Annotated in this window: 17 protein-coding genes; 4 read left to right on the top strand and 13 right to left on the bottom strand. The window is 31.7% G+C overall.

Translation table 11 applies throughout. The annotated features are described in order from the left end of the window. Positions 1–26: 26 nt before the first annotated feature. The 3 genes from ACM55G_RS14145 (at position 27) to ACM55G_RS14155 (ending at position 2,279) form a co-directional block, all read left to right on the top strand. The gene (locus ACM55G_RS14145; RefSeq protein ID WP_416844588.1) at positions 27–1,280 is read left to right on the top strand and encodes a DEAD/DEAH box helicase; all 1,254 of its coding nucleotides are present in this window, start codon (positions 27–29) and stop codon (positions 1,278–1,280) included. Positions 1,281–1,454: 174 nt separating this feature from the next. After that, positions 1,455–1,931: an Hsp20/alpha crystallin family protein gene (locus ACM55G_RS14150; protein WP_416844589.1), complete on the top strand. Its 477-nt coding sequence runs from the start codon at positions 1,455–1,457 to the stop codon at positions 1,929–1,931. A gap of 153 nt (positions 1,932–2,084) precedes the next feature. Beyond that, the gene (locus tag ACM55G_RS14155) at positions 2,085–2,279 is read left to right on the top strand and encodes a hypothetical protein (RefSeq protein ID WP_416844591.1); all 195 of its coding nucleotides are present in this window, start codon (positions 2,085–2,087) and stop codon (positions 2,277–2,279) included. Between the two features lie 104 nt (positions 2,280–2,383). On the opposite strand, the gene ACM55G_RS14160 is transcribed toward ACM55G_RS14155, so the two are convergent. The 3 genes from ACM55G_RS14160 to aroC all read right to left on the bottom strand — a co-directional run bounded on the left by ACM55G_RS14160 (position 2,384) and on the right by aroC (position 7,243). Further along, a complete protein-coding gene (locus ACM55G_RS14160) occupies positions 2,384–4,603 on the bottom strand; it encodes a response regulator (protein WP_416844592.1) in 2,220 nt (739 codons plus the stop codon). Positions 4,604–4,829: 226 nt separating this feature from the next. Continuing rightward, positions 4,830–6,110, bottom strand: a complete 1,281-nt coding sequence (locus ACM55G_RS14165) for a dicarboxylate/amino acid:cation symporter (protein WP_416844593.1) — start codon at positions 6,108–6,110, stop codon at positions 4,830–4,832. A 68-nt stretch (positions 6,111–6,178) separates the two neighbouring features. Beyond that, a complete protein-coding gene (gene aroC, locus ACM55G_RS14170; protein ID WP_416844594.1) occupies positions 6,179–7,243 on the bottom strand; it encodes a chorismate synthase in 1,065 nt (354 codons plus the stop codon). A gap of 327 nt (positions 7,244–7,570) precedes the next feature. Here aroC and ACM55G_RS14175 point away from each other — a divergent pair, with 327 nt between their 5' ends. Next, on the top strand, positions 7,571–8,074 hold the full coding sequence (locus ACM55G_RS14175) for a hypothetical protein (protein ID WP_416844595.1): 504 nt from the start codon (positions 7,571–7,573) through the stop codon (positions 8,072–8,074). Between the two features lie 51 nt (positions 8,075–8,125). Here the strand turns inward: ACM55G_RS14175 and ACM55G_RS14180 are convergent, their stop codons facing one another. From ACM55G_RS14180 to ACM55G_RS14225, 10 genes are all read right to left on the bottom strand, one after another. After that, positions 8,126–8,554 carry a protease complex subunit PrcB family protein gene (locus tag ACM55G_RS14180; protein ID WP_416844596.1) on the bottom strand — a complete coding sequence of 143 codons (429 nt, stop codon included), beginning with the start codon at positions 8,552–8,554 and terminating at the stop codon, positions 8,126–8,128. A 46-nt stretch (positions 8,555–8,600) separates the two neighbouring features. Beyond that, the gene (gene bshA, locus ACM55G_RS14185) at positions 8,601–9,734 is read right to left on the bottom strand and encodes an N-acetyl-alpha-D-glucosaminyl L-malate synthase BshA (RefSeq protein ID WP_416844597.1); all 1,134 of its coding nucleotides are present in this window, start codon (positions 9,732–9,734) and stop codon (positions 8,601–8,603) included. A gap of 76 nt (positions 9,735–9,810) precedes the next feature. Continuing rightward, entirely contained in the window at positions 9,811–11,841 is a 2,031-nt protein-coding gene (locus tag ACM55G_RS14190) for a heavy metal translocating P-type ATPase (protein ID WP_416844598.1), read from the bottom strand. Then, positions 11,825–13,024: an MFS transporter gene (locus tag ACM55G_RS14195; RefSeq protein WP_416844599.1), complete on the bottom strand. Its 1,200-nt coding sequence runs from the start codon at positions 13,022–13,024 to the stop codon at positions 11,825–11,827. Before ACM55G_RS14195 ends, ACM55G_RS14190 begins: the two co-directional genes overlap by 17 nt. A gap of 41 nt (positions 13,025–13,065) precedes the next feature. Further along, entirely contained in the window at positions 13,066–13,668 is a 603-nt protein-coding gene (locus tag ACM55G_RS14200) for a phosphatase PAP2 family protein (RefSeq protein ID WP_416844600.1), read from the bottom strand. Between the two features lie 22 nt (positions 13,669–13,690). Continuing rightward, entirely contained in the window at positions 13,691–15,658 is a 1,968-nt protein-coding gene (locus ACM55G_RS14205; RefSeq protein WP_416844601.1) for a TonB-dependent receptor plug domain-containing protein, read from the bottom strand. A gap of 74 nt (positions 15,659–15,732) precedes the next feature. Then, positions 15,733–16,062, bottom strand: coding sequence for a DUF6660 family protein (locus ACM55G_RS14210; protein WP_416844602.1), 330 nt, complete (start codon positions 16,060–16,062; stop codon positions 15,733–15,735). A gap of 25 nt (positions 16,063–16,087) precedes the next feature. Next, a complete protein-coding gene (locus tag ACM55G_RS14215; RefSeq protein WP_416844603.1) occupies positions 16,088–19,084 on the bottom strand; it encodes a glycoside hydrolase family 3 N-terminal domain-containing protein in 2,997 nt (998 codons plus the stop codon). Between the two features lie 11 nt (positions 19,085–19,095). After that, complete coding sequence (locus ACM55G_RS14220) at positions 19,096–19,578, bottom strand: ABC transporter ATPase (protein WP_416844604.1); 483 nt, start codon at positions 19,576–19,578, stop codon at positions 19,096–19,098. Positions 19,579–19,612: 34 nt separating this feature from the next. Then, on the bottom strand, positions 19,613–20,383 hold the full coding sequence (locus ACM55G_RS14225; protein ID WP_416844605.1) for a phosphatase PAP2 family protein: 771 nt from the start codon (positions 20,381–20,383) through the stop codon (positions 19,613–19,615). Positions 20,384–20,400 lie beyond the last annotated feature (17 nt).

A 20,400-nucleotide genomic window follows, 5' to 3' on the forward strand; every position in this document is an offset into this window, starting at 1 on the left:
AATACAAGATATTTAAACCAAAAAACATGTTATTCGAAGATTTATCGCTTTCAAAAAGTATACAAAAAGCCGTATTTGAACAAGGCTATATCAGCGCAACTCCTATTCAAGAACAATCCATTCCGCTAGTATTAGCCGGTAGAGATTTAATAGGATGCGCACAAACAGGAACAGGAAAAACCGCCGCATTTGCAATTCCAATCATACACCAATTACACCGAATAGTAGGTTCATCAAAGAAAGCCAAACAAATTCGTGCTTTAGTAGTTACTCCAACCCGCGAATTAGCCGTCCAAATTGGACAAAGCTTTGATACGTATGGTAAGTATACCAACTTGACTCAACTGACCATTTTTGGTGGAGTTTCACAAAATCCTCAGGTGGATACCTTACGAAATGGTGTCGATATTTTGGTAGCAACGCCAGGTAGGTTACTTGATTTACACAAACAAGGTTTTATTGATTTAGATCACTTACATACTTTGGTTCTTGATGAAGCAGATCAAATGCTTGACATGGGATTTGTAAATGATGTGAAGAAAATTGTAAAGCTTACGCCAAAAAATAGACAAACATTATTTTTCTCTGCTACAATGCCAATTGCAATTAGAGAATTGGCCGAAATTTTTCTTACAGATCCAGCAACAGTTACAGTTTCACCAGTATCATCAACTGCCGAAAATGTAGAACAACACGTTTATTTTGTTGAAAAAACAGAAAAAAGAAATCTACTTTATCATTTAATCAAAAATGAAAATTTATCCGATGTGTTGGTTTTTTCCAGAACAAAACATGGTGCGGATAATGTTGTAAAGGCATTACGTAAAAACAATATAGCAGCTGAAGCCATACATGGAGATAAATCTCAAAATGCAAGACAACGAGTTTTGGATGCTTTCAAAAATAAAGAAGTAGGCGTTTTAGTCGCTACAGATATTGCAGCCAGAGGAATTGATATTGATCAATTGCCATTTGTAATCAATTTTGATTTACCTAACATTCCTGAAACGTATGTGCATAGAATTGGTAGAACGGGTCGTGCAGGAAATGGAGGAATTGCTATTTCTTTTTGTAGTAAAGACGAACATGGGTATTGGAAAGACATCCAAAAACTAATAAAAGTGGATGTAAAAACCATAAATGACCATCCTTATCCTTGGCATTCAGGAAGTCCGGAAACAGCACCTGGCGCTGCACAAAAAAATTCAAATCGTAGCGCTGGAGCACATAAATCAAGAAAATCAGAAGTTTCAAAACAAAATAAGAAACGCTGGTATTAGTTGTTTTTTTTGAATTAACTCATAATATATAAGAAATGCCTTTGTAACTTTAGTTAAAAAGGCATTTTATCGTTAATGAGCTTATTTTAAACGTTTTATACCTAAGTTATACTTTTAAAGTAAATAATTTTATTAAATTTGATTTAACTTATTTAAACATTTAAATTAAACATTATGGAAAATTTAGTTAAAAGAAACAATGCTTTCCCTTCAATTAATACTGGCCCATTTCCGTCAGTGAATACGTTTTTTGATGATTTTGTATCCAGAGATATTTTTGATTGGGCGGATAAAAATTTCACAAAAATTGGCAGTAATTTACCTTCTGTAAACTTAAAAGAAACAGAAGATAAATTAGAAGTTGATTTAGCTGCTCCAGGTTTAAAAAAAGAAGATTTTAAAGTTGAAATTGACAACAACATGCTGATGATTTCTTCAGAAAAAGAAGAAGAGAAAAAAGAAACAAGAAAAAAAGATAATTATATTCGAAAAGAATTTAGTTATCAATCCTTTTTCAGATCTTTCAATCTACCAGAATATATAGATGAAAGTAAAATAGAAGCAAGTTACAAAGATCGAATTCTTCATATTGTTATTGCTAAGAAAGAAGGTGCTAAGAGAAAAGAACATAAAACTATTGCTATTAAATAAAATTTATTTTTAGTATATCCATATTAAATAATAGATTAAAATCGTTAAGCCATTTTAAGCATTGGCTTAACGATTTTAATTTTGACGCACTAGTTTCTCCACCAATCCAAATTCATTACAAGACAATTAAAAATAACATCAAAAAGTGATATTATGAAGACGTCAAAACATTTTTTCAAAAAAAATCAATCTTTAATAGATTATAGAACCGTTCAAAACAAAGAGTACGAACTAACTCATCCAAAACTTGAAATAAAAATCACTCTTGATACTTCTGGAAATAAAAAAACGCCACATCTATTATTGCTGCAAATGTATTCTAAAGAAAACGAAGTGCTTTTTATTTAGAAAACATGAAGATATAAAAAAATGGAGCTTTTAAGACTCCATTTTTTATTCATATACTACAATTTTACAATGAAATTTTGTTAAAATTATCTTTTAAATCAAAACTAAAAAACCATTGTTAAATCATTTTTTTTATTTTTTGTAATCAAAATATTGATAATTTTAAACAACTTAGCCGAATCAAAAGGTTTTACAATAATATCATCTATTCCAGCTGAAATAGCTTCTTCAGTAATTTCTTCTTTATCAAATGCTGTTAATGCAATAATAGGAGTTTCAATCCCTTTAGACCGGATTCTTCTTGAAGTTTCAAAACCATTTATTAAAGGCATATTGATGTCCATTAAAATAACATCAAAATTCTCCTCTTCAAGAATTTTAATAGCCTTATAGCCATCATCTACCAGAGTACAAGTATAATTATTTTTTTTGAGAATTTTTTCAGTAACAATTTGGTTAATTTTATTGTCTTCGACTACTAAAACGTTCAATTGTTTATTCGAAGATAAATCAACTGGAATATTATAAATTATTTCATTGGTTTTCTCCGGATCAAATTCAAAAGCAATTGTAAATGTAAATACAGTTCCAACACCAATGGTACTTTCAAGTGTAATATCACTTCCAAATAAACCTAGTAGACGCTTCACGATAGATAATCCTAAACCTGTACCTTGATAATCTACTTCTTTTCTTCCAACTTGCACAAATTTTTCAAAAACCTTATCCTGATCTTCAACTGCAATTCCTATCCCAGTATCCTTTATCTTAAACTCTATAAAATGGGACTTATTGGTTACTTTCACTAAATTTAAATCAATAAATACCTCTCCGTTTTTGGTAAATTTTAGCGCGTTACTCACTAAATTTATCACTATTTGAGAAAGTCTGAGCTTATCTCCGATCAAATATTCTGGAATTGCCGAATCAATATTGACAATTATAAAATTATTATTGTTCTTTGCAATGAATGACAATGAATTTTTAATCATGTTTATCTCATCTGAAATATTGAATGTCATATTTTCAAGAACAATTCTATTTTCTTCAATTTTATTAATTTGAAGAACATCATTTACAAGTGACAATAAATATCTTGCTGAAAACTTAAGTGAACTCAGGTGTGGGCTGTTTGCTAATTCTTTATGTTCATCTAATAACATATTAGTAATTCCAACCACTCCATATAAAGGTGTTCTCAATTCATGCGTTATAGTAGAAACAAATTGTGATTTAAGTATGGATGCTTCTTCTGCTTTTTCTTTGGCTATAACCAATTTGCTATTGGCAAGAGAGAGTTCTTTATTTGTTTTTTTCTTAAAATTATTATTTTTAAACAAAGTATAAACCAGCATTAATAAAAAACACAATACAACAATGAACAATATGACGATAATCCTAGATTTCTTTAAACTTTGATATTGTAAATCTTTCTCAGTTTCAATCTTATCGATATCTCTTTTATATTCGTCTAATTCGAGATTGATACCGGCCGTATTAGCCTTTCTAAGTGTCTCTTTATTATTGAGTTCCTCTGTAATTTTATTATAAATTGATAAATTTTCGTATGCTTTTTTGTAATCACCGTTATTTAATAAATACTTAGAATATTCCTGATGAGCGAATGACAAATCTGATTTCTCAATTCCTTTATTTCCTAATTTTATAGCATTTAAAAATGATGCCGTAGCTTTTTCATGATCTCTTTTAAAACCATAGTACATTCCGTTGAGCATATTTAGGACAACAATCGTTGTCTCATCTCCATACTTTTTATGGTATTTATTAATAAATTGTAAATAGGGTGATCCTTGATCAAAAAGGCCAATATCAAAATAAACCCATGTGATGTTCAATTTTGTTAAAACAATCTCACTTGAATCCGAAATTTTATTGCTATGTTCTAATGAATTTTTATAATAATTAATTCCTTGTTTGTATTGCTTTTTTTCAAAACTATATATATTTCCTAAATTATTATTAATCCATGCTTTTGTAGTGTCGTTCGTAGTTTTATTAGCATAAGCCAACGCTTTTTTATAAAAAAAGATGGCTTTACTATATTCTGATAATTTTTCATAATTTGCCCCAATTGTATTATAGGAAATGGCAACTAGATTATCATCTTTAGTATTTATAGCTTGATACAAAGCGCGTCTTGAAATTATCAATGATTTTTCAAAATTAGAATTACGCAGGTGCTTAGAAGCTAGTTTTGCTAATTTTGCAATTTCTTTTTTTGAAGGAGGTGGAGCTAAAGAATAACATTTAATATTAAAAAAATTTAATATTAATAGTAATAAAACGATTCTTATTTGATACATATGTTAAGATTCTTGTATTCAAATATACAAAAATATTAATAAGAAAAGTACTGTTTTTGTTTATAATGTCATAAAAACCAAATTACTATAAAAATTATAGTTTCAAAAAAATAATATTAAAATAATGAAAGTTATAGTCCATTTGAACTTGAGTAAATAATTTTAAACCAATAAACCTACCTGAAAAATCAAATAGGTTTATTGGTTTTATAAAAATCTAATTTAGTTATTCTACTGGTGCAATTTCATTTTCATTTTCACCTTCCCATTGCCCAACTACTGATGTAGCTAGTGCATTTCCTAAAACATTAGTTGCACTACGAAACATGTCACAAAAATGATCTATTGGTAAAATTAAAGCAATTCCTTCAATAGGAATTTTAAACATTCCACAAGTTGCCGCCACTACAACTAAACTAGCTCTTGGTACACCTGCAATTCCTTTGCTTGTAAGCATCAATACTAAAAGCATTGTCATTTGTGTTCCTAAATCTAAATGAACTCCATAAGCCTGTGCTATAAAAATACTCGCAAATGTCATGTACATCATACTCCCATCTAAATTGAAGGAATATCCCAATGGCAACATGAAAGAAACAATTCTATCTTTTACTCCAAAACGCTCTAATTCTTCCGTGAGTTTAGGAAAAACAGCTTCGCTACTTGTTGTACCAAAGGCAATGATTAAAGGACCGACAATTCTTTTGAGTAAAATTGTCATTCTACTTTTAAGAAAAATATATCCTATTAGTATTAGTACAATCCAAATTGACGAAATTCCTATTAAGAAAGAACCAAAAAATTTGAAATAGGTAATTGCTAATTCCTGAAAATCTCTTACTGCGAATACCCCTGCAATAGCACCAAAAACACCTATTGGAGCAAACTTCATTACATAGTTTACCATTTTTAAAACAATATGAGATGTTTTGTCTAATGCATTTATAACTGGTTTTACATAATCTCCTAAAGATGCTGCTGCTAATCCGAAAAAAATGGAAAAAATAACGATTTGTAAAATCTCATTTGTTGCCATTGCCTCAAAAATACTTTTAGGGACAATATGCTCTATAAAGTTTTCAAAAGATATGTTTTGAGTTTTTGCTGTTACTTCTGAAACGGAACTCAAATCAACATTTGACAAATTAAGTCCAACTCCGGGCTCCAGCAAGTTTACAAAAAACATCCCTAATAATAAGGATATAAAAGACGCTGTAAAAAACCAACCTAATGCTTTACCTCCAATTCTTCCTACCGCTTTGATATCCCCTAATTTCGCAATTCCTACTACAAGAGTTGTAAATACTAATGGTGAAATTATCATTTGAACTAATCTAATAAAAACTGTAGCCAACATTTTTATTTTATTACTAAATGATAGGGCTGCTTCTCCAGCGATTGAATTATGTATAACAATTCCTAAAAGGGCTCCTAAAAGCATTGCTATAAGTATTTGGCCGGTTAAGCCTGTAAAAAAAGATGGTTTCTTGGTTGAAGTTGTATTCATTAAATTAGCAAATTGATATAAAGGTTATGGCTCAGTATTTAGCTCGTCAAAATACTAAGTATGCAATTCTATTTTAAATAGGTTTTATTAATCAAATAAAAATCAGCTAGCACGATTGCTGCCATAGCTTCTACAATAGGAACTGCACGAGGAACTACGCAAGGATCATGACGTCCTTTTCCAGTCATTTCAGTAATATTTCCTTTATTGTCCAATGATTCTTGTTTTTGCATAATGGTTGCCACAGGCTTGAAAGCCACACGAAAATAAATATCCATCCCGTTGCTTATTCCGCCTTGAATTCCGCCTGAAAGATTAGTTTTGGTTGTTCCATCAGGATTGTATAAATCATTGTGTTCACTTCCTTTCATTTTAACACCTTCAAAACCGCTTCCAAATTCAAAACCTTTTACGGCATTTATAGAAAGCATTGCTTTACCAAGTTCTGCATGAAGTTTATCAAAAACAGGCTCGCCTAAACCAATAGGTACATTTTGGATCACACAACTTACAGTTCCACCTACGGTATCCCCTTGTTTACGAATATCACGAATGTATTCCTCCATGACTATTGCTGATGCTTCATCAGGACAACGAACAGGATTGCTTTCGGTTTTTGAAAAATCTAATTCCTGGTATGGTTTTTCTAAAAATATTGGACCAACAGAAGAAACGTAAGCATTGATTTTAATTTCGGGTAACATTTGTTTTGCAATTGCTCCCGCTACTACTCTACTTGCGGTTTCGCGAGCAGAACTACGTCCACCACCGCGATAATCACGTACTCCGTATTTTTTTTCATATACATAATCCGCATGACTTGGTCTGTAATTATCTTTTATATGAGAGTAATCATCTGATTTTTGATTGGTATTGGGAATTATGAAACCGATAGGTGTTCCTGTAGTTTTACCTTCAAAAATTCCAGATAGAAATTGTACATCATCCGATTCTTTTCTTTGGGTAACAATAGCCGATTGACCTGGCTTTCTTCTTGACATTTCAAATTGAATTGCTTCTAGATCTATTGCTATTCCTGAAGGACAACCATCGATTATTCCGCCCAAAGCTTCTCCGTGTGATTCTCCAAAAGTTGTTATTCTAAATAGTGTTCCGTAGCTATTTCCTGCCATTATATTAAGTTTTGAACAAAAGTACTATTTTAGTTTAAAGTTTAAAAGTTTATCCAGAGATTTCAGGATAAACTTTAATAAAATAAACCCTATTTATTGGCTTTGAATTCAGATTAAAAAATATTTATTGTAGACATCTTTAAATTGAGTTCCTTTTTCTAAGTAACCAAATAGTGACCTATTTTCCAAAACAAATATTTAAAATTTAATTATCATCATTAAAATAGTACAATCTAAAAAAGTGTGAATTTTATAACTTTTCATAAAAATTCTATAAATTTATAATCCCTTTAAGACTGTAATATTGCAATAACAAATACTAAACTTATGAAAAAAATTATTTTATCGGCTATTATGTTAATGGGATTAGCATTTACCACACAGGCACAAGACATTTCAAAAAACGCTTTAGGTTTACGTTTAGGAGGTAATAATGGTTTTGGAGGAGAAGTTTCATACCAAAGAGCATTAGGAAGCAACAATAGACTTGAACTTGATTTAGGATGGAGAAATAGAAATAATTATAACAACAATGGTTATGATGATAATGCAGTGAAACTAGCAGCTTTGTACCAATGGGTATGGAACATTGATGGAGGTTTCAACTGGTATGCAGGTGTTGGTGGAGGATTAGGTAGTTACAGCTATAATAATAACAATACTTCTTATAATGATACGTTCGCATTTGCGGCTGGGGATATAGGTCTTGAATATAACTTTGATATTCCGTTGTTAATTTCATTAGATTTCAGACCTGAGTTTGGTGGAAATGGGTATTATGAAAATAATTACGGTTCAGATATAGCTTTAGGTCTTAGATACCAATTCTAAATAATTAAGCAAATAAATATATTTAAAAATGCCACTATTTAGTGGCATTTTTTATTTAATAATGATTTCTTTTTTAGAATTTATCTTAACAACACAAAAAGGATTTGTAAAAGCTTGAGTTATCATGCCGCCTGGTTTAGGTATTGTTTCCTTTACAGTAATTATGATGTTTTTATCTGTTTCTACAACAGTATCAATTCCTATTTTGTATCCTCCTGATGTTTTTTCTCCCATATTCAAAACAATAAAATTAGAATTCTGAATATCATTCGGGCTAATTTTATTTTTTAGATTTTCATCATTCTGCAACATTTTAATTTCATTTGGCTCCGAAAGAATTTCAAAAAAACGAATACTTGCTCCACCGTCACTTTGTTGCGTCAAGACTTCAAATAAAGGCTTTTTATCTGATATTTTTGTGGAAGAAGCACCACAAGAAACTAATAATATGGCCATAAATAAGGTAGCAATTTTTTTCATCCTTTTATTTTTTAATATTATTGATTAAGCCATTTGAAAAGTAACCTTATAAATATTTATTTATTGCTTTTTTATATAAGTTTTCATATAATGGCAAGATGTTTTTAATATCAAACTTTTTAGCAATCGAAAGAGCATTCTCTTTAAATTTATTCAGAGTAGTATCATCTTTCAAAATTTTCAGGGCATTCACAGCCATTTCATCAGTTTTACCAACATCACTCAAATAACCAGAAATACCATCAAAATTAACTTCTGACAAACCTCCTGAATTACTAGAAATTACAGGAACTCCCCAAGCCATTGCTTCAAGAGCGGCAAGACCAAAACTTTCGGTTTGAGATGGCAGCAAGAATAAATCTGTATAACTTAATATTTTATCGATTTCATTGCTATTCCCAAAAAAGATAACTTTATCCTGAATTCCTAATTCCTGACATAGATATTCCGCTTTTTCTTTTTCCGGACCATCACCTACCATCATCAATTTAGCTGGAATTTCCTTTTGAATATTATAAAATATTTTAATGACATCAGGAATTCGTTTTACTTTTCTAAAATTACTAATATGAGTTATTATCCGCTCATTGCCTTTTGCCATAACAGAACGATGACAAGCAATTCTGGGATCATTTACATTTTTATCTAATTCGATAAAGTTTGGAATAACCTCGATTTCATTTTTTATATTAAATAATTTAAGGGTATCGTCTTTTAAACTTTGGGAAACCGAAGTAACAAAATCAGATTTATTAATACTAAAAGTTACTGCAGGTTTATAAAAGGGATGATTTCCAACTAAAGTAATATCTGTTCCGTGGAGCGTAGTCACCATTGGGATATTAATTCCTTCATCCTTAAGCATTTGTTTGGCCATATAACCTGCATAAGCATGAGGAATGGCATAATGCACATGTAGAAGTTCAATTTTATAGAGCTTCACCATATCGACCAATTTGCTCGACAAAGCCAATTCATAAGGTTGATAATGAAACAATGGATATTCCGGGACATTAACTTCGTGGTAATGCACATTTGGACTCAAAAGAGCCAAACGCACAGGTTGACTGTAGGTTATAAAATGTATTTCGTGACCACGTCGTGCCAATTCAAGACCTAATTCTGTAGCGACAACACCACTTCCTCCAAAGGTAGGATAACAAACTATTGCAATTTTCATGTATGTATTTTAATGGAACGAAATTAATAAAAATAGGAATGGCTTTTATGGAAATTTAAGTTAAATAGTTTTTGCTTTAAAATTTCATTCTTTGAATTCTTACTGCATTTAAAATTGCTAATAAAGCCACACCAACATCTGCAAAAACGGCTTCCCACATTGTGGCTAATCCTCCAGCACCCATTATCAGAATGATGAGTTTTACAGAAAAAGCTAAACTGATATTTTGCCATACGATTTGTTTTGTTTTTTTTCCAATGTGAATTGCTGTAAAAATTTTAGTAGGCTGGTCATTTTGAATAACTACATCTGCAGTTTCTATTGCTGCATCACTTCCTAAACCGCCCATTGCAATTCCAACATCTGCCAAAGCGATTACTGGTGCATCATTTACGCCATCGCCAACAAATGCTATTTTTAAATGCTGTTCTTTGAGTTTTGATACTTTTTGAACTTTATTCTCAGGCAATAAACCTCCAAAAGCGTGATCAATATTCAATTCTTTTGCAACTAGCGAAACTATAGCCTGATTATCGCCAGAAAGCATAATAGTTTTGATTTTTAATTTGTGTAAACTTTGAATGGCTTCTTTTGCATCTTCTTTAATTTCGTCAGCAATAGTAAAATAGCCAACATATTTTTGATTGAAGGCAACTACAATAATTGTAAATGGTATCATATCAATTTCAGTATCATAACTGATGTTGAATTTTTTCATCAATTTAGCACTTCCTACTAAGATCTTTTTTCCATCAATAAGTCCTTTAATCCCATGACCTGCAATTTCTTCTACTTCAGTAACAGTAGTGTCGTTTACAATATCCTTACCATATTCAATTATAGCTGAACTAACAGGATGTGTCGATTTAGTTATTATTGCGACAGTATATTTTACCAAATCAGCTTCCGAAATTCCAACGGCTACCACTTTTTGGACTTTAAAAATACCTTTAGTCAGTGTTCCTGTTTTATCCATAACCACAACTTGAATAGCTGCTAAAACATCTAAAAAAGTAGACCCTTTAATTAAAATTCCGTTTTTACTGGCTGCCCCAATTCCACCAAAATAACCCAATGGAATAGAAATTACTAATGCACAAGGACATGAAATTACCAAGAAAATTAATGCTCTGTACAACCAATCTTTGAATACATAATTTTCCACAAATAAAATAGGAAGCAAACAGATTCCGATGGCCAGAAAAACAACTATTGGGGTGTAAATTTTAGCAAATTTTCTAATAAATAGTTCGGTTGTAGCTTTTTTAGCAGTGGCTTCCTGAACCATTTCAAGAATTCTGGATAATTTACTATCGGTAAAAATAGCCGTAACTTCGACTTGTGCGACAGTATTAAGATTAATCATTCCGGCAAGAACCATTTCCCCTTTTGATTTGATATCCGGTTTGCTTTCCCCCGTTAATGCTGCTGTGTTGAAAGAGGCATGATTTGAAAGTAATTTTCCATCCAAAGCTAGTTTTTCTCCCTGTTTTAATTGAATAATTTCACCAATAGTAATGTCCGAAGCTTTTTTAGAAATAGTTTCGAGTCCTTCAATAACATTTGCTGAATCCGGTCTTTGGTCTAATAATGCCTTGATGCTTGATTTAGCTCTTTTTACAGCTAACATTTGGAATAATTCACCAATAGAATAAAACAACATTACGGCAACACCTTCCGCATATTGGCCAATTCCAAATGCACCAAGTGTGGCAATACACATTAGAAAAAATTCTGAAAAAATAGCGCCTTTGCGGATACTTTCAAAAGCTTCTTTTAGCACGGGCAAACCTACCGGAATATAAGCAACACAAAACCACGCAATCCTAACCCAACCCACAAACCAAGTTTGAGGATAATAATTATCAAATGTAATTGCTGTTAATAGTAATAGTAAACTTAGTATGGAAGGCAAAAACATTTTAAAAACACTATCACTTCCATTGGAGTGCTCGTGGTCATCGTCGTGATCATGTACAGAATGACTTTCCGGCTCATTATGAGAAGAACAACATCCCGTATCTTCGCTCGTTTTAATCCCTCTTTTATCTTCTGGAGCGCAACACGATTCTTTGTCGTCAGCATCCTGTTTATGTTGGTGTGCCATTTTTAATAATTTTATCTTTTATAAAAAAAGAGAAGTAAATAATAACCAAAAGTGTAACTGAAGCTGAAATAATAAATGTTATATTGGCTCCAAATTGATACCAAATCAATCCTGCCAAAGAACTTGCTATTAAAGAACATAGACTTTGAAATCCGGAATAGGTACCAATTGCTGTGGCGGTATCTTTTTTATCTGAAATATTACTAATCCAAGCTTTTGAAATCCCTTCGGTTGCGGCTGCATAAACTCCATAAATAAAAAAGAGCACCGCAATTGCATAAATACCTTTACTGAAAGCCATTCCAAAATAGACAATCGCAAATAAAGACAATCCAAATATAAACATCTTTTTTAAACCTATTTTATCTGCTAAAATACCTACTGGAAATGCAGAAAGCGCATATACTAAATTATAAAAAATATAAACTCCAATTACGTTTGTATCATTAAGGCCTGCTTGTTTCGCTTTTAATAACAAAAAAATATCAGAACTATTAAATAATGTAAAGGTTAATAATCCGACTACTACTTTTCGATATTGTTCCGGACTCGTTTTCCAATAATTAAGAAAGGAGAAAAAGAAAGTAGGCTTTTTTTCGATTGGATGGATTTTAGCTTTGTCTTTGATTAAAAAGCAGGCAAATACAGCAAACAAACCTGGAATAAAAGCGATATAAAAAAGCGTTTGGTAGTTTTGAGGATAAAAATACAGATAAATTAATGCGATAACTGGTCCTAAAACAGCTCCCAAAGTATCCATAGCTCTGTGAAATCCAAAAATTTTCCCCTTGGATTCAGCTGTAGCTTCATCTGATAAAATAGCATCCCTTGCCCCGGTACGAATTCCTTTTCCGAAACGATCAATGGCTCTCGCAAAAAATATCCAAATTGGGAAAATAAACACTGCCATCATGGGTTTTGAAACGGCACTTAAACTATAACCCAGTTGTACAAAGGGAACTCGTTTTCCGGAATTATCAGATAACTTTCCAAAATATCCTTTGCTCAATCCAGCCAAAGCTTCAGCAAATCCCTCTAAAACACCAATTAAAACAATTGAAAAACCAATCGTTTTAAGGTAAATAGGCATTATAGGATAAAGCATTTCACTTGCTGTATCAGTAAACAAACTTACCAATGATACTATCCAGACTGTTTTTGTTATGTAATTAAATCTTTTCATTTTGTATCGCTTTCAAATGATCATTTCATTACTAATCGCAATTACCTATCTTTTTTAGACCTTTTCTTGTTAAGCCATTTATTAGCCTTATACGTTAGATAAGCCGAACCACTTCCTATAATTGCTCCCGCCAAAACGTCACTGGGATAATGAACCCCTAAATGCATTCGAGAATATCCTACAGCACCTGCCCACAGAAAAGACGGTGCAATAACATACCATTTAGGATAAGCCATACTTAATGACGTTGCGGTTGCAAAAGCTAAAGAAGTATGCCCCGAAGGAAATGAATACCCTGGCGCAGAAGTCTCTTTCTCAATATCTGAATACGTATCAAATGGTCTGGCTCTTTTTACGGTTTGTTTTAAAGCGGTCGTAATAAATGCTGAAACCAAAAAAGTTTCCCCAATAAAAATTGCCTGCTTTTTAATTGTGCTGTCTTTCTTTATCAATCCTATGGAATACATAAGAATAGGAGTTGCAACACTAAACGGAACGGCAGTATTAGTAACTAACTTAAAAGTGGGATCTAAATTCTTATTTCTGTTTCCATTAATATCTCGCAGAATATTTATATCTGTATTTTGGGCATTCCCAAAAGTTACCCATAAAAAAAACAATAACAAGCAGTATATTTTTCGCATTTTATGATTTTTTTTTATTTTTTTATAATTTCATTTTCACTCCGCCATTAAATACAAATCCTTCTGTATGAGTCCAGATTTCATCAAAAGTAGGATTATTATGTGGTTCGTTTACTACTCTTTTATAGTTACTTTGTTTCACATCAGTAAAGTTTTCAAAATTGACGAAGAATGAAAAATGTTTCCAAAGCGTTTTTTCAGCCATAAAACCAAATTCCCAAAAACTAGGGGTTTGAGTGCTATTAGAAAGAAATTGTTTATCCGTAAAATAGCCTTCTAACCCAAATTTAAAATTGTTTTCCTTCTCATAAATTAAAGCCAGGTTCAATTTATTTTTTGGTAACAAAGGTAAAAATTGATTTACAGTTAAATATTTTGCTTTAGCATCCGTAAAAGTATAACCAACAAAAAGTTTGAAATCTTCTTTAAAAATAAATTTTACATTAGTTTCAAATCCTTTACTGACAATAGGCTGAGATGCATTAATAAAAAATAAATTACCCCCCTCCTTTTCTAAAATCATAGGTTTATTAATCTGGGTACCAAAAAACATTTGGTTAATGCTAAATAACAAATCTTCAGCAATCGAACTTTTGTAATTAACATCTACGGTTCCCCCTATGCTTCGCTCGGCTTTTACATTATTCAAAGCTAAAACATTTTGGTATTGGTTTTCTTCCGTTTTTTCGGTAAAAATAGTTGGAATTTTATACCCAAATCCACCACCAATTCTAGAAGACCATTTAGCATCAATTTTGAATAGTGCTGCTATTTTCGGCAGAAAAAACGTTTGGTTTTTTGAAAAATTTGTATTGGAATAATTTACATTGTCAATCCGTAACCCATTTTCTAATTTTATTTTTTCGCTAAAATCCCAAGTGTCTTGAAGATAAATACCAGTGGTAAATGATTTAGCATCTAAAACTGAACTGTTTTTTTGCTTGAAATTGTCGTACAATAAATTCATACCACCAATAACAGTATGTTTCTCTTTGTTCCAAAGATACGAAGCATCGGAAAATGCATTCGTGTTAGAACCTGAAAATTGATAATTGGGAATATTAATTTTTCTGTCAAAAAAACTTAAACTTTGTTTGAACTTAAAACTATTTTTATTTTCAAATTTCTTATCAAATTCAAGAGTAGTCGTATTTCTTATCGTTTCATTTTGCTCAAAATAGGCATGACTAGCGTCTGGATTACCATTTATTGCTTGTATATCGCCTCCTTTCATGTTTCCCTTGGTCAAACTATTGCCAATCATCAAACTGGTGCTTTGGTTTGGATAATAAAAAAAGCGAGGATTGATTGTGAAATTATTGGATTTCGGAACTTCCGAAAAATCATCATGATCCACATCATAGCCCTTTTGAAAATTTACCAAACTTAAGATTGCATAACCAAACTTTCCTCTTCGTTGCGATGCATAGATTCCCACATTGGTTTGGCCAATATTAGATTGGTTCAAAATAAAATTATATTCTGCTTTTTCTTTTGGGGTTTTTGAAATAAAATTAATGGCACCGGCAATTGCTCCACCACCATAGAGAGTTGATGCAGGTCCTTTTATGACTTCTACTTGTTTTAGATCCAACGGTGGAATTTCTAAAATACTCAATCCACTGGCAAAATTGCCAAAATTTGGATACCCGTCTTTGAGCAATTGCGTATAGCGTCCGTCTAAACCTTGTACCCGAATACTCGCATTACCGCTTGTAGCCGATGTTTGCTGTACTTGTAAGCCAGTACTTTCATGCAAAACCATACTCACATTGGCTGGTCTCATATTGGCTTTTTCGTCTAACTCTTCGGCATCAATTGTTTCTATTCTTGTGGGCGTATTTACGATGGTTCGACTGGTTCTTGTCGATTGGATTAGTACTTCATCGAGTTCCTCTTCTTTTTGTTTTATACTATCTTTTGGAGTTTCTTGGCTATAGATTACACCAAAATTAGCTACTAACAGCAGTAGCATTATTATTTTTTGCATTTGTAATTTTATTAAGTGAATGAAATAATAGAGTATGAAATCAATTCATAAATGGAATGATTTCATAGAAAAAATTATACTACATTACTTACTTTTGGCGGTTGCCAAATCGTTCCGTTGAAGTTAGAAACAAACTTTTGAATATATAAAATTGTTTCTTTTCCTACAGAAGAAACAGGCTGTGTTGGGATTGCAAAATAATTGCTGGCTTGAAATACAATTTGTTGGCCACAACAAGAACAAATACAAAAAGGCGAACAAATTTCTTGATGATTTTCCTGCTTTTGTTCTTGTTGAACAATTGTTATTCCACTATTAGAATCGTAATTATACACTATGTCTACGCAAGGCATACAAGAAAGTATAATAAAGTAAATTGATAATATGAAGTTGACTATTCTCATCTAAATGCAAATATAACTATAATCATTATTTAAAAACAGACTCATAAATTACTTCTTGGATATCTTCCCGAATATTTTCTTTAGACAATCTATTTTCTGCTGCAACCGGAAAAGTTCTATTGGACAAAAACACATAAACAATTTGTGTTTCAGGATCAGCCCAGGCCATAGTACCTGTATATCCGGTATGTCCAAAACTTGTCATGGAAGCACAACCGCATGTAGGCCCTGCTGCGCCCAATTGAGGTTTATCAAAACCAATGCCTCTCCTATTCCCTGCAGCACAAAAATAACAGGTATTGAAATCATTGAATGTTTTTTCGGAAAAATACTGGTGATTCCCGTAATTTCCTTTTTGCAAATAGAGTTCCATTATTTTGGCCACATCCATCGCATTAGAAAAAACACCGGCATGTCCTGAAACACCACCTTCTAATGCAGCCGATAAATCATTAACATAACCCTGTAACATTTGATGGCGAAAATAAGTGTCCATTTCTGTTGGAGGAATTCTGTTTTTATCAAACTTATTCAATGGATTAAAAGTCGAATTATTCATCCCGAGCGATTGATAGAAATTCTCTTGAATTAAATCATCTAATTTCTTACCCGTTGTACTTTCTAAATAATCTTTAAGAATCATGAAAGTTAGATCACTGTATTTGTATTCTTTTTTTAATGATAATTTACTTTTAACAATCATTTTCATTATCGTGTCATGAAAATCATTCCTTATAAAAAGACTGTCTCCCAGTTTTTTAGAGAACTGCTCTTCAGAAATTTTTCTAAAATAGGTTTCAGAAGGGAATTTTGTCTTATCCATTGTCGCTTTATAAAATGGAATCCCGGCTACAAGTCCTGCATAATGTGATAATAATTCCTTAAAATGAATATCCTGTTTATCAGTATTTTTAAAAATTGGTGACATCGAACCCAAAGTGGATTCCATATTAATTTTTTGTTGGTCATATTGCAACATGACATTAGGTAAAGTAGCCAGAATTTTTGTCAATGATGCCACATCATACATATCTGAATCCAAAACTTTTAAAGTAGAATCATAGGTATGGTATCCAAATGATTTTTGATAAATTACTTTTCCGTTTCTAGCCACAAGAACTTGAATTCCAGGAGTCATTCTAGCGCTAATTGCTTTTTTTGCAATCAAATCAATTTTTGATAAAATGTTAGAATTCATTCCCACATTTTCTGGAGTCGTAAATCCCAATCGGTTTAATTTTTCCGTTGCTAAACCATCATTAACTTTGAAATTTGTATTTATGGAAACAGGTAATTTTCCTTTGGCTTCAATGGCTCCAAAAATTAATTCGGCAGAAACTACTTGTGCAATATCGCTATTTTGATAAGAAACAACCAATCCTTCGATAGCATCAAAATTCACAATCGGTAATAAGGAATAGGGCTTAGCAAAAATATCTAGAATAACATTATTATTATGTGCTAAAGAATTGATTTTAAACAATTCATCCGAATTTAAATCCCCGTTTTTAAAAGCGATATCAGACTTGTGATATCCTATTATTACAGTTGTAAATGGTTTTAATTTTACTTGTAAACTATCCAAATTAGCATCTTCAATGACAGTTACTTCAGCATATTTTTTTAGAGTAGAAATAAATGAAGTGTTAGTATCATCTCCTATTTTCACATAAGCGATTTTTTGCTTGTCCAAATTTTTAATAGGCAAAAGAGAAGCTGTGTTTTTTAAAACTGTAATTGCATTTTCATACAACTCATACTGTAAAGCTTCATTTTCAGCCGAATTTAAATCTTTAACCAAATTAGCCATTTCAATAGGTTTGTAAGCATTCAAACCCGCTTTATATTTGAATTTCAGTATTTTCTTCACTGAAAAAGCCAATCTTTCCTCACTTATTAAATTAGCCGAATAGGCAATTATAAATTTATCAATTGCTATTGGAACATTTTCAGGAAATAATAAAATATCATTTCCAGCCATAAAAGCTTCAAAATTTATTTCACTGGGCATATTAGAGTTACTTACGGCTTTCATATTCAGAGCATCAGTAAAAATAAGCCCTTTAAAACCCAATTGTTTTTGAAGAATATTCGTCACCACATTATAGGAAATCGATGAAGGATAATTCGGTCTGGATTCTAAACTCGGAACATTTAAATGTGCCACCATAACTGAAGAAAGTCCTTCATGAAACATTTTTTTGTAAGGATAAAACGCTACATGTTCTAAGTTTTGTTTAGTAGCATTAATTGTGGGTAATATTTTATGGGAATCCGTCTCTGTATCGCCATGTCCAGGAAAATGCTTTCCTGTAGAAAACACTTCTTGGCTTTGAACTCCTTTCATTAATGCAATTGCTCTTTCTGTAACCTTGTATTTATCCTCTCCAAAAGAACGAAAACCTATAATTGGATTTCTCGGATTGGTATTAATATCAATTACTGGTGCAAAGTTAAATTGCAAACCCAATCGTTTACTTTGTTGTCCCATTTGAATACCAACTTTCTCTATCAATTTCATATCCTGAATGGCTCCAAGAGTCATATTCCAAGGATATCTAGCCGTTGAATCCAATCGCATATTCAAACCCCATTCCGCATCATTACCAATAAATAGTGGAGTTTTAGACTTAGATTGAAAACGATTGGTAAGATTTGCTTGACGCACAGGACCTCCTTGAAAAAAGATTAATCCTCCAATTTTGTTTTCCTTAATCAGTTTGTCAATAGCGTTGAAATGCACGGTATCTTTGTTAGAATAAGCAGCAACCATAAATAATTGTCCTATTCTTTCGTTTAAATTCATTGCATTGTAAACACTATCGACCCATTTATTACCTTCGGGTGATATTTCAAAAAGCGTCGGAATAGTACTTGGACTTTGACTGTCAATATTTTCCGTTACGGACGGAGTACTGGTTAGAATTACTTTAGGCTTATTCATTTTTGTACCAACACAACTGGCGGCAACAAAAAGAAATAGGACATAAAATAAAACAATTCTTATACCTATTTTTTTCATTGAACTATTTTTTAAAAAAAGCGACTATGCCAGCTATCCATGGCTGGAACTTCCCAAGATTCATTATATTCTTCTATATTATTAACCAAATTATTGAAAACAATTGTGTTTTCAGTAACGGCTTTATCTTTTACCATTTTCTTAAAATCAATCAAAGGCTTGTGCGCAATATGTTCTCCTAATTTAAAAGTCACATTCATCTTATCCAATAAATCGACATTATATTTTTTCTCTAAGCTTTGGATAAATTCTACAGAAGAATCTATAGAACAACCCGTAGCGGCTTGAATATCCTGATTTACTGCAATGATAATAAATCTGTTGTATTTTAATTGATATGATGATTCCAAACTAGTACCATGCGCAGCCCATCCCTCGAGAAAGGATTGCAAGGCAGTTTCTATTTCAGAAAACTCGGCATCCGAAAACTTTCTGTTCGATTGATAAATCCAGATTTTAGATTCTTCGGGTAAATTTTCAAATGGAATATACATGATATTATTTTTATAATTAATTCTTTTATTATGATTAAAATACACTAACAAAACCAAATCCTAGTTGTTTCCCATCATAATAGGGAATAAATGTAGATTTTTTATTGGTGTTTTCCTTAGATGCAAATAATTTATTTATTGTAGGATATAACCAATAGGCGGCTTTTGTACTTAATATCCCAATACCTGCTCCTGCAACAACATCCGTTAGCCAGTGACGATTATTATACATTCTAAATGCTCCAGTTCCTGTGGCGACAATATATCCTGAAATACCATACCAAATGGAAGTATCTTTATATTCTTGATATAATAATTCTGCTCCCATAAAGGCCGTTGCAGTATGACCCGAAGGAAAAGAATTAAAACCGGAACCGTCTGGTCGCTCCACTTTGGTAATTTTTTTTAAACTATTAACAGTTAATCCCATGATTAAATAGGATGATGCAAGAATAATTGTTTTATCCCTTATATTATTTTTTCCTTTAATCCCAAAAGCTTGCAAAGCATATGTAGCTGCGGCAGGAGTATATTGTGAGAAATCATCAATTGAAAATTTCCTGTCTATATTTTCTTTTACCTCTTCTCTAATTTCAAAATTAAATGCTTCTAATTGGTCACTCCCAATTCCAATTATTCCATAGCCAATTAAAACCCCTGGAATAATCAATTGTTTAGCATTATACTGTATTTGCTTATTATTTTCAATCCTTAAACTATCTGTCGAATATGTTTTAATGGTCTGGGCCAATGAAACAAAACTCGAAAACATTATTATGAAAAAAATACTTTTTTTATACATCATAATAAAAAAGATAAAAG

It is taken from the genome of Flavobacterium algoriphilum (genome assembly GCF_048158655.1).
Taxonomy (GTDB): domain Bacteria; phylum Bacteroidota; class Bacteroidia; order Flavobacteriales; family Flavobacteriaceae; genus Flavobacterium; species Flavobacterium algoriphilum.

Coding starts and splice junctions, on each gene's coding strand:
- ACM55G_RS14145 (WP_416844588.1), top strand. CDS start 27: ATGTTATTCGAAGATTTATCGCTTTCAAAAAGTATACAAAAAGCCGTA.
- ACM55G_RS14205 (WP_416844601.1), bottom strand. CDS start 15,658: ATGCAAAAAATAATAATGCTACTGCTGTTAGTAGCTAATTTTGGTGTA.
- ACM55G_RS14200 (WP_416844600.1), bottom strand. CDS start 13,668: ATGCGAAAAATATACTGCTTGTTATTGTTTTTTTTATGGGTAACTTTT.
- ACM55G_RS14225 (WP_416844605.1), bottom strand. CDS start 20,383: ATGATGTATAAAAAAAGTATTTTTTTCATAATAATGTTTTCGAGTTTT.
- ACM55G_RS14215 (WP_416844603.1), bottom strand. CDS start 19,084: ATGAAAAAAATAGGTATAAGAATTGTTTTATTTTATGTCCTATTTCTT.
- ACM55G_RS14175 (WP_416844595.1), top strand. CDS start 7,571: ATGAAAAAAATTATTTTATCGGCTATTATGTTAATGGGATTAGCATTT.
- ACM55G_RS14195 (WP_416844599.1), bottom strand. CDS start 13,024: ATGAAAAGATTTAATTACATAACAAAAACAGTCTGGATAGTATCATTG.
- aroC (WP_416844594.1), bottom strand. CDS start 7,243: ATGGCAGGAAATAGCTACGGAACACTATTTAGAATAACAACTTTTGGA.
- bshA (WP_416844597.1), bottom strand. CDS start 9,734: ATGAAAATTGCAATAGTTTGTTATCCTACCTTTGGAGGAAGTGGTGTT.
- ACM55G_RS14210 (WP_416844602.1), bottom strand. CDS start 16,062: ATGAGAATAGTCAACTTCATATTATCAATTTACTTTATTATACTTTCT.
- ACM55G_RS14160 (WP_416844592.1), bottom strand. CDS start 4,603: ATGTATCAAATAAGAATCGTTTTATTACTATTAATATTAAATTTTTTT.
- ACM55G_RS14190 (WP_416844598.1), bottom strand. CDS start 11,841: ATGGCACACCAACATAAACAGGATGCTGACGACAAAGAATCGTGTTGC.
- ACM55G_RS14220 (WP_416844604.1), bottom strand. CDS start 19,578: ATGTATATTCCATTTGAAAATTTACCCGAAGAATCTAAAATCTGGATT.
- ACM55G_RS14180 (WP_416844596.1), bottom strand. CDS start 8,554: ATGAAAAAAATTGCTACCTTATTTATGGCCATATTATTAGTTTCTTGT.
- ACM55G_RS14155 (WP_416844591.1), top strand. CDS start 2,085: ATGAAGACGTCAAAACATTTTTTCAAAAAAAATCAATCTTTAATAGAT.
- ACM55G_RS14150 (WP_416844589.1), top strand. CDS start 1,455: ATGGAAAATTTAGTTAAAAGAAACAATGCTTTCCCTTCAATTAATACT.
- ACM55G_RS14165 (WP_416844593.1), bottom strand. CDS start 6,110: ATGAATACAACTTCAACCAAGAAACCATCTTTTTTTACAGGCTTAACC.